A 14066-nucleotide genomic window follows, 5' to 3' on the forward strand; every position below is an offset into this window, starting at 1 on the left:
TTACTGGTTCAGATCGCTCGGTGTTAACACGTTGCCGGAGAGAAAACCGTAGGTGTTGTTCAGTGATTTCTGACGGCCGCTCTGGTCAATCAGGTCGCGAAGCTCGCTCAGACGGCTGTTAAGCAGCCCTTTAATCTCATTTTCATTGGCGAGAATCAGATCAAGCAGCGCCTTAGCTTCTTCCTGACTTCTTTGGCTTGACTGCGCAATTGGGTTGCTGGCAATCGACTCTACCAGTTGAACATATTTAACCTCATGATCAATCAGCTCATCCCACCTTCCGCTATGGGCAAGGTCAAGCATGGTTTGACTGAGGGCGAGCAGGGCACGCCATCCATTGAGGGATGAGATGAAATCATTCATCAGATAGCATCCTGAAATGTAGGGGAAGTAGGGCCGATTTGCTTCCATGCATCCGCGATGTTTGCAAGTAATCTTTCGACTTCGGCGATGGCCTCTACGTCATTACGCAAATTAGCGTGCAGGAGACGCCTGACCATGTAATCGTAAAGATTCGCGAGGTTAGCGGGCAAATCTCCTCCGACATCCATATTCAGGCCGGCTTTCAGGCCATTATCAATAATGTTAATGGCTTTTGAGAGCGCCTCGCCTTTTTGCGGTATTTGTTCCTGTTCAAGAAACAAGCGTGCACGAACCAGGGCACTGAGTGCCCCATCGAACAACATCACCACGAGCTGGTGTGGACTGGCACTCATAACGGCGCTTTCCAGACCGACCTGTTGATAGGCTTGTACACCAGAACTCTTGTACATACAAAATCCTTAGCTTTTGTTGAATTGCTGCGCCAGATAGTTCCCCATGTTTGTCATCGAGTTAACAAGGCTTGCCAGAGAAGTAAACTGTGCCTTGTAACGCGCCATGGTTTCGTCGATGCTGTCACTCATCGCCTGTTTACGATCGGCCACGGTTTTCAATGTTGAGGTCAGGCCATCCTGCGCATTTTTAATCACGCCAGCGTTAATGGAGCTGGTGCTCAGCATATTGTTCAGTTTGGTATCCAGCTGTGTCGCAAACCCTGTCGTTTTCCCGTCGCCTACAAAGTAGTTAATAACGCCCTGCGGGTTGTCGGATAACGCTTTGGTTAATTGGGTATCATTGACTTTTAGCTGGCTGGAGCCATCCGGGGCCAGTACGGGATCCTGGGTAATGCCCAACTGCGCCATAATGCTGTAATCGCCGCCCTGTACCTGGGTCAGCATGCTACGGATATCAGCCTGGATACCGCGTACGGTACTGTCCCCGACGAGTGCGCCGTTGTTTGGATCCTGGGCGGAACCTGGGTCAACTTTTACATATTTGGTCACGGTAGCAATCGTTGACTGAAGGGTGTTATAGGCTTTAACCCAGTCATTAATCACTTTCTTGCTGGCATCGCTGGTACGCGCCACGCTCAGCGTTTCATCGGCCGTGCTCTTCGCCTTAAGGTTCAACGTTACGCCCGGCATGGCATCAGAGATGGTGTTGCTCTGACGCTCAATCATGACGCCGTTCACTTTCACCTGAGCATTTTGCGAAGCAGTTTGCTCTGTTAAAGCCCCGGTCTTGCTCGTTGAGTTGTACCCAATCACGCCCTGGAGCTGGTCATCACCGGTGACGGTGATGGTCATGTCTGACTGCGTGCCGGTGCTCTTGGAAGCAATCATCAGGCGATAGTCGCCGTCGTTAGCTTTAACCACGGATGCCGAGACGTTTCCGCCCGCGGCGTTAATCGCTTTTGCAATACCGTTTAATGAGGTATCGCCGTCGGCAAGCGTCACGCTCAGTGGCTTAGTGGTGCCAGGCTGAGTAATCGTTATCGTACGTGTACCGCCGGTGGTCGCACCCTGCTGCGCAGTATTGCTGCTGATGCTGCCGGTTGAGAGCACCTGAGCCTTCGCCATCTGCTGTACGTTAATTGTATAGTCAGCAAGGATAGCGTCACTGGTCGTGGTCGCGCTAAAAGCGGTATTGGTACTGGTGACGGAGGTAGACACCAGAGAACCCTTCGCTGTTAACGCAGCGGTAGCCGTTTCCAGTCCGGAAATCGCGGTTTTCAACTGACCAAAGGCGCTAAACTGGGCTTGATAAGTCTTTGTTTGTGTATCAAAGATGGTTAATTTTGTTTGTTCAGCCGTGTAAAGCTTATCGTAAGTATCCTGGAGGTTCAGGCTGGTACCTGCCCCGAGGCTTGAAATCGATGCCATTGATGTCTTCCTTTAAGTCGCTGGTAGTTTCATTCACTTATCGGCTGACTCAATGAAAAGTTTACAGCCGGGGAAAAAAAATAATCAGCCGAATAGCAGGCAGTGGATCGGCCTTATATGACGATTGTCGGAAAAGACGGTGACGTTAATAGCGTGGCCGATGGCGTAAAGGGAGGCAAAGATATATTTGCTCAAATGCGATAAGCCGCGTTTGAAAGTGTAGGAAAGGTTAAGTTTAGCGCTGGTTGTAAATTTAATTTCTTTATAATTCAGTTATTTGATTTTTTTTTATCATTAATTCTAAAGTTGGCACAGAGGGCGTCGATAACCTTGTTGACGGTGAGAGACGCCGTGAGTGTTAGGCACCGAACCTAAACCCAATTTTTAAGGAATTAATACTATGTCCGTAATCAATACTAACCTGCTGTCCCTGACTACTCAGAACAACCTGAGCAAAGCTCAGTCTTCCCTGGGTACCGCTATCGAGCGTCTGTCTTCCGGTATGCGTATCAACAGCGCGAAAGACGATGCTGCTGGTCAGGCGATTGCCAACCGTATGACTTCCCAGGTTAAGGGTATGACTCAGGCGGCTCGTAACGCTAACGACGGTATCTCTCTGGTTCAGACCGCTGAAGGTAACCTGAACGAGATCAACACCAACTTACAGCGTATCCGTGAACTGTCCCTGCAGGCCGCGAACGACACCAACGGCACCACTGACCTGGCATCCGTACAGACTGAAATCACCCAGCGTCTGTCTGAAATCGACCGCATCGCAGGCGGCGCTTCTTTCAACGGCAAAAACCTGCTGAACGGTTCCGTAACTACTGGTCTGAACATTCAGGTTGGCGCTAACACCACCGCTAACGATACCATCGTTATCGGCAGCGACTCTCTGATCAACGCATCTTCCGGTAGCCTGAGCACTGGTCTGAGCACCGCTATTACCGACCACTCTACCGCGCAGGCTGTTGTTTCTGCTGCTGATGCTGCTATCGCGAAAATCGATACTGCACGTTCTAACATGGGTGCGATTCAGAACCGTTTCGAATCTACCATCAACAACCTGAACAACTCCATCACCAACCTGTCTGCTGCTCAGTCCCGTATCCAGGACGCTGACTACGCGACCGAAGTATCCAACATGAGCCGCGCGCAGATCCTGCAGCAGGCTGGTACTTCTGTACTGTCTCAGGCAAACCAGGTTCCACAGGCAATGCTGTCCCTGCTGCGTTAATTTCGCAGACCGCTACAAGAAAGGTTGCTGGAAACAGCAGCCTTTTTTTGTTTTTGCCAAAAGGGGAGGCGCAGGGCGTTTTTAATATGAAGGTTAAGCCGTTAATTTCGGTTTTGTTCAGCGCATTATGCTTACTGGCCGGGTGCTAGCATCGGACAATCACCCGTCTGGCAAAATATTGCAACCTAAAGGACAGTTATGAATAGTTTCTCCCGCACTCGGGCAATGCATCAATATTACCGCGATCTGTTTACCCGGGCGATTCACCTGCCGGAAGCCGATGCTTTACCTGCGTGGCTGGTGACCGAAGTCCTTAATTTTGCCAATCCTGATTTTGCTGCCCTCGACGATAAATTAAACCAGGCACAGACGGAGTTGAATCTCGAGCAAGACAGAGCGTTAAAGCTGATGATGGGGGCGATTATTCTGGCCAATGCGGCGATCTGCGGTCCGACTGGAGAAAAGCCTAAAGCGATTGACGCGGAGAATGTTGAGAAAATCACGCAGTGTATCGTTGAAGCGCTTAAGCTTGACGGGAATAAAAATTACCTGGTAGTCGCCGTTCAGATTCTGTTCCGCATTAATGAAATAAATTCTGCCGTTTTCCTCATATCCAATAATCTTTCCGAGCTCAGTGAGTCATCCGTTGCGCTAAAAATTCTCTTGCTCATCTGCCTGATGGAAGAAGATTTTAATCAGGCATATGTCATTATTCAGCAGCTTACTGAGAACATGGCGCTTATCGGGGAAGATCCTATGACGCTGCTGATGGTCGTCACGGCCATCTACAAGCTGGGAGGCCGCCCGGACTCCTTTATCGATTTCAGCCCGTTAGACGTGCCTGACTGGCAGCCTGACGCTGGCCGTTATAGCTGGTTAATTGAGCCGGTAAATAACAATAAAACTACCGTGCTGGTCGCTTGCGATGGCGCCGGCTTTACCGCTCATGGCCTGCCGCTGCTGCTTTCTCTGTTCGACACCAATCGCGACGAGCTTAACGTTCATTTCCATATTTATAACTGTGATGCTGGCTTGGCCCAGCAGATTACGGGGCTTCGCAACGCGATGCCTGAGCTGGCTATTTCGTTAAGCAGCGAGGCAGTGACTCCGGGAACGGCAGCGAATGTGCACTATGCCAGTCGCCGGCTGGTCTTTTTATCTCATGCGCTGGAAAAAATGACCACGCCTGTCCTGCTGCTTGAGGCGAACAGCCTCGTCAGGAAGTCGTGGGCCGGGATGGAAGGGCAGTTAGATGTGAAAGATTTACTGCTGACCTGGGATGAAACCGCGCCGTTCTGGGCGTCGATTCTGGCGGCGTGTCTCTATTGTGAAGGGGGCGAGCTGTCGACGAAATATCTGGCCGCCGTGGCCCGGTTTATCGATCGCAATTTACAGCGCAACAATGCTGAACGGTTTCTCAATCAAGTGGCACTGGCCGCTGTCGAAAATGAGCTTAGTGCACTGGATAAAATGGCAATAGGCCGGGCTCAGCCGCATACGCTGGTGGATGCGGCACACGGCGAGGACGCGTTTAGTTGGATACTGGCTCACTCCGGGGTTGAGAGTGAGGATTACCGTCGATACAAAGCGTCGCTGTTGGAAAAGTACAGCGCGTTAATCGGTTGAGTCTGCATTTATTTCTTCAAAATAATGGATAAGCATAACGTGAGTCAGTATTACCCGGATCATCGTATTTCGCCCGTTGCTATTCAGTCTGCGGCCTGCGTCTACCATCTTTCTACGGTGGAGCCTGCGCACGCTCGCGTGCTGGAAATAGGGTGCGGCGAGGGAGGATGCATTACGGCCCACGCGCTGGCGTACCCGGAAAGCCAGGTGATGGGGATTGATATTGATGAAAGCTTGATTGCCGCAGGGCAGCGTCATACTCAGGCATTAGGGCTCAGCAATATTGAGCTGTTCTCCGCCGGACTTGGGGATATTCTCGCCACCGAAGGCGGGCAGTTTGACTACATCGTGATTCGCGGTGTTTTCTCTTTACTCGGCCGCCAGGAGCGAGAGGCACTCTTGCTCTGGTGCCGCCAAAATCTTTCTGCCTCCGGCGTGGTCTGCCTGCACTGGTATCCCTCCACCGGCGAAGCTGACACCACGGCCATTCGCGAGGCGCTTAGCTACCATGCAGCCCGTGATGCGAATGCCGATCCTGAGTCTCAGGTTAATGCTGCGCGAGGCATGCTGAGCTATCTGGCGATGACGCTGCCGGCAGGAACACTTAAAGCTCAGGTTGAAGAGGCTGAGAAAGAGAGCGATCTTGCCCTGACCCTGCGTTATCTCTCTCCGACCACGGCAGCCTTGTCTTTTACTGAGTTTTGCCACCAGACCAGCGACCTGGGATTAAGCTATGTCGGCGATGTGGTGCCTCAGTATGAGCTGCCGCGCGCTTATGGTGACAAGGTCGCCACGCTGCACGCCCTCGTCGCCGGCCAGCAGCGCATTGCCGCCCAACAATATCTTGATTTTGCGGTATCGCGTTCCGAGCGCTTCAGTCTGCTCCGTGCGGCCAGAACCGATGAACACTTCCCGGCACTGCCCGACAGTTCGCGCCTCGAATCACTTCATTGGGCGGGAAACTTTAGCCGCAAAATGAATGAGAATGGGGCGATATACAACGGCCATATTGGCGGGGATGGGCAGCAATCCAGTAGTGAGAATCCGATCACTTTACGCATTCTGGATCTGCTTGGGGCTGCCTGGCCATTCAGCCTGAGCGTCGAACAGTTGGTCATTAACTGCCGCAAGCCGGAAGACAATACCGACGTGCGCGAGGCAGTTCTGAAAGTGCTGGAAGATCTGTATCTCACTCAGCCGGCAGGACTCTACTGGCGCTGTACTCCAGGCGCGTATGATCGGGCTGAAAATGACACGCTACAGCCCATTTTATCGCTGAAAAACGGCGCGCCAGAAGGGAATGCTCCGCAAGTTTATAGGAACCTGTGGGGCGACGAATTTTCTGTCACGCCGGAAGAATCGCGTTATTTGCAACACGGTTTAGCCGGTGTGGATGCCGAGGCGTGGCAGTGTTTTATGTCGCTACGTAAAAAAGGCGCGTTGACGGGGTCTCCGACTGCCTGGAAAAAGCACTACCAGCTTTTTTTACGCACGGGGAAAACACAATTTTTGCTACCGCTGTTGAACAATTTGCTGCTGCTGAGTGTTTCCATATCGCGAGGTGGCTTGCTTAGCAAAGATGTTAATGATTTACCCCAGCGTGAATCAGAACACGCGGAAGACACTTACGACCGGATTAACCGTTTAATTCGTGAGAAAAAGATTCAGGATGCGAAAACCTGTGCTGAGAAGCTGCTGAAAGAGAACCCGGAGGATATTGCCGCGCTGCGCTGTTATTCGCGAACGCTTGTGCTGTCCAATCGCTGGGATGAAGCAAAAGAAGTGCTTTGTCGGTTGATGGGGCACTATTTCTCCAGTCTGGATATTTATTACGATCTGGCGACAGGGCTACAGAAAACAAACCAACATTATTACGCGATTCTTCTTCTGCAGGGGTTGTTAAGGCTGGAAGATAAAAACGTCAATTTCTGGCATAGCCTTGCGTACTCATATTATCAGCTGGGTGAAATGTCCCTGGCGGAAAAATGTTCTCGCGTTTCGTTGCGCTGCGACGAGGTGAAAGCGATTCACTATGCCACGATGGGCGTTATTCTCAGCGATAGCCAAAAACTTGACGAGGCCGCCTGGTTTCTTAACAAAGCGATAGCGCTGGAACCGAGTAATTTTGATTACTTTACCGCACTGTTGTTTGCAATGACCCACGACCATAAGGTCACGGCAGAGCAGCTTTACCAGAAACATCTGCAATACGGTGAGACGGTAGGAGCATGGGCCGCGGCTTGTCATCTGCAGCTGCCTTATCGGGGTATAAAGAATCCTGATAAAAAACTGCGTGTAGGCTTTGTTTCCGGAGATTTACGCAGGCATCCGGTGAGCCACTTCCTGGCGCCGTTCTGGGATGGGCTGGACAGAAATCATTTCGAGCTGGTGGGTTACAGCACCTCTTATGTTCATGACGAGGTTACTGAACATTTTGCAGCCGGTTCCGTGCTATGGCGGCAGGTGGACAAGTTAAGCAACCAGCAGCTTGCCGAACAAGTTTATCATGACGGGATTGATATTCTGTTTGATCTCTCGGGCCACACCTCTGACAACCGTCTGCCGGCGTTTGCGCTTCGCCCCGCACCGGTGCAAATCTCCTGGATTGGCTACCCCGGCACAACCGGTTTGAAAACGATGGATTACCGCATTGTGACCGCGACGCTCGCTGAGCCAGCCGATCTTGAACAGCAGCTGACCGAAAGCATCATGTTTATTGAGATGCGCAAGTTCTTTGAGCCCGATCCGCAAAGCCCTGATATCGAAACTCTCCCGGCGCTTAAAAACGGTTACCTCACCTTCGGCAGCTTTAATCGTCCTAAAAAGATCAACGATGAAGTCCTTAGGGTGTGGGCCTCTATCCTGGCGCAGTCTCCTGGAGCCAAATTTGTTATCGGTTTTATGAACGATGAAAAAATGGTGGCCGAGATGACGAGGAAACTCGAGCTGCTGGGAATTGAACCGTCGCGCCTGATATTCAAGAAAAGAGCACCGCTGCTTGATTATCTGGCTTACCACAATGAAATCGACATTTTACTTGATGCATTTCCCTACTCTGGCGGTACCACCAGTAACCACGCCTGCTGGATGGGCGTGCCAACGCTGACGCTGTGCGGTGCCACGATGGCTGCCCGACAGGGCGTCGATATTATGCGCATTCATGGGCTGGAAAACTTTATTGCCTACAGCGAAGAGGATTACATCCAGAAGGCGCTGAGCTGGGGCGACCGACTCCCTGAACTGAATGAAATACGCATGACAATGCGTGAAAGAATGCCGGCGGAAACCGCGGATGGCTTTAACGTCGCCGGTACATTTGGGCGCGCATTGCGGGAAGCATGGCGAATTTACTGTGCCGGTGAAGCGCACCGTACGTTCACAGTATTGGAATAAGGCGCGGGCCGCGCCAACTGGTTTCACACCGAGGTGTACTATGAAAAATATTTTTGTTACCAGCCCTCTGCTTCCGCCCCTGGAGGAATTTGTTCCTTATCTCGAGCAAATCTGGGGGAACAAGCACCTGACCAACAACGGGCCATTTCATCAGCAGCTTGAGCAGGCGCTGGCCGATTATCTGGGCGTAAAATATCTTTCGCTGTTTTCTAACGGCACGCTGGCGCTGCTGACCGCTTTCCAGACGCTGCGGCTGAGTGGCGAAGTGATAACCACGCCTTACTCATTTGTGGCGACATCGCACAGCCTCTTATGGAATGGCCTGACGCCGGTCTTTGCTGATATTGATCCGCAGACGTTCAATATTAACGCCGACGCGATTGAGGCGCTTATCACCCCGCAAACTACGGCCATTATGCCGGTGCACTGTTATGGTATTCCCTGCGATGTGGATAAAATTCAACGTATCGCCGACACCTATGGCCTCAAAGTTATTTACGACGCGGCCCACGCCTTTGGTGTGAAGCAGAACGGCAGCAGCATCCTGAACTGCGGTGATTTGTCTATCCTGAGCTTCCACGCCACCAAAGTGTTTAATACCATCGAAGGCGGGGCGATTATCTGCCCGGATGCCAGAACCAAAAAACGCATTGATTACCTGAAAAACTTTGGCTTTGCCGACGAAACCACGGTGATCGCGCCGGGCATTAACGCCAAAATGAATGAGGTGCAGGCGGCGTTTGGCCTGCTGCAGCTCCAGCATATTGACGGCGCCTTGAGCGCCCGGGCCGAAATTTATCAGCGCTACTGTGAAGGTCTGGCCGATATTCCTGGCCTTGAATTTTATACCCAGAAAAGCGATTACGAGTGGAACCACGCCTACTATCCCGTGCTGATAGATGAACGGTTCCCGGTGAGCCGCGACGCACTTTACGACGCGTTAAAAGAAGAGGGGATTTATACCCGCCGCTATTTCTATCCGCTCATCAGCTCCTTCGCGATGTATCGGCATTTACCGTCTTCCGCCGCGGAGCATCTGCCGGTAGCCAACGACCTGGCTAATAAGGTGCTCTGTTTGCCGATATTCCCGGATCTTGAGGAAGAAGAGCAGCTACGTATCATCGCGGCTGTCAGACGAATTGCTCAGGGGCAGAGCGTCGCTGCCTGACAGGGTTATTGCGGGAATAAAAAAGGGCTTTGTCTTGCGACAAGGCCCTTTTTACCGTTTTGAGCGTGCTGTTATAGCTCGGCGATACACATCAAGCGCTCGCTGCGCTCAAGATAGCGCTGGCCGGACAATTTGAACATGCCGTTAATCAATAGTGGATTATGCAGTCCGTGGCGTATCAGCCAGTCTTCGTGCGTTTTTTTGCCTTTGCCGACCGGGATAATGGTGACTTTGCGGGCGACTTTGCCGAGGATTTCCTGCATCTGTTTGACGGTAAAGAAGCGGATGTTAAACAGCGAGTCGGTCTCTTTTTTCGAATTGAAATAATCAACGAACGACAGGTTATGGGCGTTATGTACAGTGACGATCATTCTGCCGCGAGTGATGCGGGCCTGCTCAAGCGCCATTTTTTGGATATCCTCATCCGCAAATAGCCCCCAAAACCCATTGTGGTAACTGATGTCAAAATGCTTGTCCGGGTACTGCAGCTCGAAGGCATTCATCACGGAAAAACGATCCTGCAGGGAAGGATAAAGCTTTTTCGCAAGACTCACGGATTCCGGCGAAAAGTCTATTCCGTGGCCCTCTGCGCCACGCTTCGTCAACTGGACGATATCGCGGAAGCTACCGGCAGCAATCTCCAGAACCCGCTTTTCACGGCTTTTTCTCACCGCATCAATATAGTAGGCATGGCGAAGATCGTTTTGGTAGTGGTCGAAAATACCCTGCCATTTATGGTCCCAGTCCTCGGCCGTGGTGAGCTTTTCAGGCTCTGTTATTTGGCTCATATCTCTATCCTGTGAATGATTTCTCAGCGACGTAGTGGCGCGTAAAGACGGCGTTTTGTACGGTAACTGCGGGTTGAATAGGCTGGCGGGTGAAACAGTGAAGATGATTGGTAATCATGTCGTAGCCTGCCATGACCGAAAATTCGACCCCGGCGGAGAAGCGGGGGTTGATGTCCATCAGGTAATCCCCGGTGGAATGGCGCATAAATTCAATATTGATGCAGCCGTTCAGGTCGAGCAGGCGGGCAACTTCTGCCGCTTTGGCGAGCAGTGCCTCATCCTGGGTAATCTCAACGGTTAATCCGGCGCCGTTCGCGGTGCGCAACAGCTCTTTGCGGGCAACGCCCGCCCATTCGCCGGTCTCGCGCTGCCGGACAATATCAATGACGTGAACATCTCCCGGCAGATACGGCTGGACAATCCAGTCGTTGCCGTTCAGCCGCTGACGTAGCTCAATCAGTTCGGCCTGGGTCTCTACGCGGCGAAGCCCTTCGCTGCTGCGGCCATTTCTCTGTTTAAGGATAACCGGGAAACCAAATGAAAGCGTTTGGGACTCAGCGAGGGCGACAGTAGGCAGCGAGAGAAACGCCTCGTTATGGGAAAATCGCTGGCTCCAGGTTAGCTTATCCCTGGCAACCGCGATAGATTCTGCTGCCATTAGCGCCAGCATGGCGGACGAACACAGTTCACCACGGGCATCAGAAAGCGTGTCAACTTCAACATCGGTTAGTGGGATGATGGCGTCAATGCGATGCTGGTCGCAAATTGCATTGATACTTTCGATAAAGACCTGGCTATTCGTTGCACGCGGAACCTGAACAAAATTGTCGACCAGACGAGAGGCATACACCCATTGCTCGGGGTAGATATCACACCCGATGACGGTGTGGGATGCACGTTTCAGCGTATTTATCACGGCTGGCGCAGACATTGACCCTATAGCCGTAATTAAAATGTTCATGTAAATGACCTGTCTTGTAATCTGCTTCGCCTGACGGCAGGGGGAAGTTTGCCGCAGAGAAACGACGCGTATATTTATCACTGTATGATAAACCCGCCAGAGATCAGGCCTGGAATAACAGATGATTTTATCCTTTTTTTGCAGGATAGATTCTCCGGCTTAATTTCTCCGGTTTCGCTATAGTATGTGACGTTAATATTTAACAACCAATTGATACTTTTAAGTAAGCCAGAACATGATTTGCCATACATTATGGTTAAAATTCCAGGGGTTTATTTCTTCATAACCTCCAAATAACCCCCCATTTCACCCACTATTCATCCGATTAAAACCCCTGCAGAAACGGATAATCATGCCGATAACTCAACTAACGCAGGGCTGTTTATCGTGAATTCACTGTATACCGCTGAAGGTGTAATGGATAAACACTCGCTGTGGCAGCGTTATGTACCGCTTGTGCGTCACGAAGCATTGCGCCTGCAGGTACGTCTGCCGGCGAGTGTGGAGCTCGACGATCTGCTACAGGCAGGCGGCATCGGGTTGTTGAATGCAGTCGAACGTTACGATGCCCTGCAGGGAACGGCATTTACTACCTACGCGGTGCAGCGCATCCGTGGGGCGATGCTTGATGAGTTGCGCAGCCGTGATTGGGTGCCGCGAAGCGTCAGGCGTAACGCTCGCGGTGTGGCACAGGCGATTGGTCAACTGGAGCAAGAGCTGGGGCGTAACGCTACCGAGACGGAAGTCGCGGAGCGGCTGGACATCCCGCTCGAAGAGTATCGCCAGATGTTGCTCGACACCAATAACAGCCAGCTCTTCTCTTATGACGAGTGGCGGGAAGAGCATGGCGATAGCATTGAACTGGTCACCGAGGAACACCAGCAGGCAAACCCGCTACAGCAATTACTGGACAGCAATCTTCGCCAGCGCGTAATGGAAGCCATTGAGGCTTTACCGGAACGCGAACAACTGGTGCTGACGCTTTATTACCAGGAAGAGCTGAATCTGAAAGAGATTGGCGCGGTGCTTGATGTGGGTGAGTCACGGGTTAGCCAGTTGCATAGCCAGGCGATCAAGCGTTTGCGCACCAAACTGGGTAAGTTGTAGGGAGTGCCGCACAATTATCTGACGACCTGGGAATTATCATGACGGTGCAGCAGTCAAAAAGACGGCCATTAAGCCGCTATCTCAAAGATTTCAAACACACCCAGACACATTGTGCACATTGCAGTAAGCTGCTCGACCGCATCACGCTCACGCGCAGCGGGGTGATTATCAATAAAGCCACCATTGCTCAACTTGATACGCTTATTGATGAAGCCACCTGGCTTATCGAGCAGAAAGAGTGGATGGCGCTGTGTCGTTTTTGCGGTGATTTACACTGCAAAGAACAAAACAACTACTTCGATATTATTGGCTTCAAACAGTATCTGTTTGAGCAAACCGAAATGAGCCACGGCACGATCCGTGAGTACGTGGTTCGTCTGCGCCGCCTGGGTAACCATCTGAGTGAGCATAAAGTCCCGCTTCCCGGCTCGCTGCAAGGCCTGCTGGACGAGACGCTGGACGCCTGGCTGCCCCGCACCAGCACCAATAATTACCGCATTGCGTTACGCAAATATTGGCAATTCCAGGTGCAGGGACATGCGATCCCGAGCCAGGAAATTAGCGCAACCTCCGATATATACTAAATTTGCATAAGTTGTAGCGGACTGGTTTTGATATATCCCGAAGCCGCCCGCTACACTACAAAAAAACGTAAATAATCGGGGTAAACATGAAATTAAAAATGATCGGGCGTCAGGCGCTGATGGGCGTGCTGGCCGTTGCTCTGGTGGCCGGCGCAAGCGTGAAAACCTTCGCGGCAGAAAATCTTCTGAATAAAGTCAAAGAGCGCGGCACTTTGCTGGTAGGGCTGGAAGGCACCTATCCACCGTTTAGCTTCCAGGGCGATGACGGCAAGCTGACCGGCTTTGAGGTCGAATTTGCCGAGCAGCTGGCTCAGCATCTTGGCGTTAAAGCGGCGCTGAAGCCGACCAAATGGGATGGGATGCTGGCGTCTTTAGATTCTAAACGCATTGACGTGGTGATTAATCAGGTCACCATTTCCGACGAACGTAAGAAAAAATACGACTTCTCCACCCCTTACACCATCTCCGGTATTCAGGCACTGGTGAAAAAAGGCAACGAAGGTGGGATTAAAACCGCCGCCGACCTGAAGGGCAAAAAAGTTGGCGTTGGCCTTGGGACTAACTATGAGCAGTGGCTGCGTGAAAACGTACCGGGCGTAGATATCCGTACCTATGATGATGACCCGACCAAATATCAGGATCTGCGCGTGGGCCGTATTGACGCGATTCTGGTCGACCGCCTCGCCGCGCTGGATCTGGTTAAGAAAACCAATAATACGCTGGCGGTAGCGGGCGATGCGTTCTCCCGTCAGGAAGCGGGCGTTGCCGTGCGTAAAGGCAATGAAGATCTGCTGAAAGCCATCGATGCGGCTATCGCTGAGATGCAGAAAGACGGATCTCTGGCTAAGCTGTCCGATAAATGGTTCGGGGCGGACGTCACTAAGTAGCGCGGTATCACAGTGAAAAGGTGCTGATTTCAGCACCTTTTTTTATTGACACCAGAGAATGAAGTCGTCTCTCTGGTGCATAATAAAACTGGATATTGATATCGGCTCAGG

Annotated in this window: 12 protein-coding genes; 7 read left to right on the forward strand and 5 right to left on the reverse strand. The window is 51.7% G+C overall.

The annotated features are described in order from the left end of the window. The 3 genes from fliT to fliD are packed head-to-tail and all read right to left on the reverse strand — an operon-like array spanning position 1 to position 2204. Positions 1-363, reverse strand: coding sequence for a flagella biosynthesis regulatory protein FliT (gene fliT / locus F3J28_RS03695; RefSeq protein ID WP_008453799.1), 363 nt, complete (start codon positions 361-363; stop codon positions 1-3). Next, positions 363-773 (reverse strand): flagellar export chaperone FliS, encoded by a 411-nt coding sequence (gene fliS / locus F3J28_RS03700; protein ID WP_008453801.1) that lies wholly within the window; start codon positions 771-773, stop codon positions 363-365. The genes fliT and fliS overlap by 1 nt, the downstream gene beginning before the upstream one ends. 9 nt (positions 774-782) lie before the next feature. Continuing rightward, entirely contained in the window at positions 783-2204 is a 1422-nt protein-coding gene (gene fliD, locus F3J28_RS03705; protein ID WP_205246345.1) for a flagellar filament capping protein FliD, read from the reverse strand. A 400-nt stretch (positions 2205-2604) separates the two neighbouring features. Here fliD and F3J28_RS03710 point away from each other — a divergent pair, with 400 nt between their 5' ends. The 4 genes from F3J28_RS03710 (at position 2605) to F3J28_RS03725 (ending at position 9628) form a co-directional block, all read left to right on the forward strand. After that, the gene (locus tag F3J28_RS03710) at positions 2605-3441 is read left to right on the forward strand and encodes a flagellin N-terminal helical domain-containing protein (RefSeq protein WP_166872909.1); all 837 of its coding nucleotides are present in this window, start codon (positions 2605-2607) and stop codon (positions 3439-3441) included. Between the two features lie 198 nt (positions 3442-3639). Next, entirely contained in the window at positions 3640-5067 is a 1428-nt protein-coding gene (locus F3J28_RS03715) for a hypothetical protein (protein ID WP_166872912.1), read from the forward strand. A 39-nt stretch (positions 5068-5106) separates the two neighbouring features. Then, positions 5107-8460 (forward strand): O-linked N-acetylglucosamine transferase family protein, encoded by a 3354-nt coding sequence (locus F3J28_RS03720; protein WP_353620569.1) that lies wholly within the window; start codon positions 5107-5109, stop codon positions 8458-8460. Positions 8461-8500: 40 nt separating this feature from the next. Further along, on the forward strand, positions 8501-9628 hold the full coding sequence (locus F3J28_RS03725) for a DegT/DnrJ/EryC1/StrS family aminotransferase (protein WP_166872918.1): 1128 nt from the start codon (positions 8501-8503) through the stop codon (positions 9626-9628). A gap of 71 nt (positions 9629-9699) precedes the next feature. Here F3J28_RS03725 and F3J28_RS03730 read toward each other — a convergent pair whose 3' ends face one another. Together F3J28_RS03730 and F3J28_RS03735 are read right to left on the reverse strand one after the other, a co-directional pair. Further along, the gene (locus F3J28_RS03730; RefSeq protein WP_166872921.1) at positions 9700-10416 is read right to left on the reverse strand and encodes a class I SAM-dependent methyltransferase; all 717 of its coding nucleotides are present in this window, start codon (positions 10414-10416) and stop codon (positions 9700-9702) included. A gap of 4 nt (positions 10417-10420) precedes the next feature. Further along, a complete protein-coding gene (locus F3J28_RS03735; RefSeq protein WP_286177904.1) occupies positions 10421-11377 on the reverse strand; it encodes an ATP-grasp domain-containing protein in 957 nt (318 codons plus the stop codon). Positions 11378-11764: 387 nt separating this feature from the next. Here F3J28_RS03735 and fliA point away from each other — a divergent pair, with 387 nt between their 5' ends. From fliA to tcyJ, 3 genes are all read left to right on the forward strand, one after another. Continuing rightward, on the forward strand, positions 11765-12484 hold the full coding sequence (gene fliA / locus F3J28_RS03740; RefSeq protein WP_008453816.1) for an RNA polymerase sigma factor FliA: 720 nt from the start codon (positions 11765-11767) through the stop codon (positions 12482-12484). A gap of 38 nt (positions 12485-12522) precedes the next feature. Beyond that, positions 12523-13068, forward strand: coding sequence for a flagella biosynthesis regulatory protein FliZ (gene fliZ, locus F3J28_RS03745; RefSeq protein ID WP_008453818.1), 546 nt, complete (start codon positions 12523-12525; stop codon positions 13066-13068). Positions 13069-13154: 86 nt separating this feature from the next. Continuing rightward, positions 13155-13955 (forward strand): cystine ABC transporter substrate-binding protein, encoded by an 801-nt coding sequence (gene tcyJ / locus F3J28_RS03750; RefSeq protein ID WP_008453821.1) that lies wholly within the window; start codon positions 13155-13157, stop codon positions 13953-13955. The last annotated feature ends 111 nt before the right edge of the window (positions 13956-14066 follow it).

It is taken from the genome of Enterobacter sp. Ap-1006 (assembly GCF_011752835.1).
Classification (GTDB): Bacteria; Pseudomonadota; Gammaproteobacteria; order Enterobacterales; family Enterobacteriaceae; genus Cedecea.

Coding starts and splice junctions, on each gene's coding strand:
- fliD (WP_205246345.1), bottom strand. CDS start 2,204: ATGGCATCGATTTCAAGCCTCGGGGCAGGTACCAGCCTGAACCTCCAG.
- F3J28_RS03730 (WP_166872921.1), bottom strand. CDS start 10,416: ATGAGCCAAATAACAGAGCCTGAAAAGCTCACCACGGCCGAGGACTGG.
- F3J28_RS03735 (WP_286177904.1), bottom strand. CDS start 11,377: ATGAACATTTTAATTACGGCTATAGGGTCAATGTCTGCGCCAGCCGTG.
- fliS (WP_008453801.1), bottom strand. CDS start 773: ATGTACAAGAGTTCTGGTGTACAAGCCTATCAACAGGTCGGTCTGGAA.
- fliZ (WP_008453818.1), top strand. CDS start 12,523: ATGACGGTGCAGCAGTCAAAAAGACGGCCATTAAGCCGCTATCTCAAA.
- fliT (WP_008453799.1), bottom strand. CDS start 363: ATGAATGATTTCATCTCATCCCTCAATGGATGGCGTGCCCTGCTCGCC.
- F3J28_RS03725 (WP_166872918.1), top strand. CDS start 8,501: ATGAAAAATATTTTTGTTACCAGCCCTCTGCTTCCGCCCCTGGAGGAA.
- tcyJ (WP_008453821.1), top strand. CDS start 13,155: ATGAAATTAAAAATGATCGGGCGTCAGGCGCTGATGGGCGTGCTGGCC.
- F3J28_RS03710 (WP_166872909.1), top strand. CDS start 2,605: ATGTCCGTAATCAATACTAACCTGCTGTCCCTGACTACTCAGAACAAC.
- F3J28_RS03715 (WP_166872912.1), top strand. CDS start 3,640: ATGAATAGTTTCTCCCGCACTCGGGCAATGCATCAATATTACCGCGAT.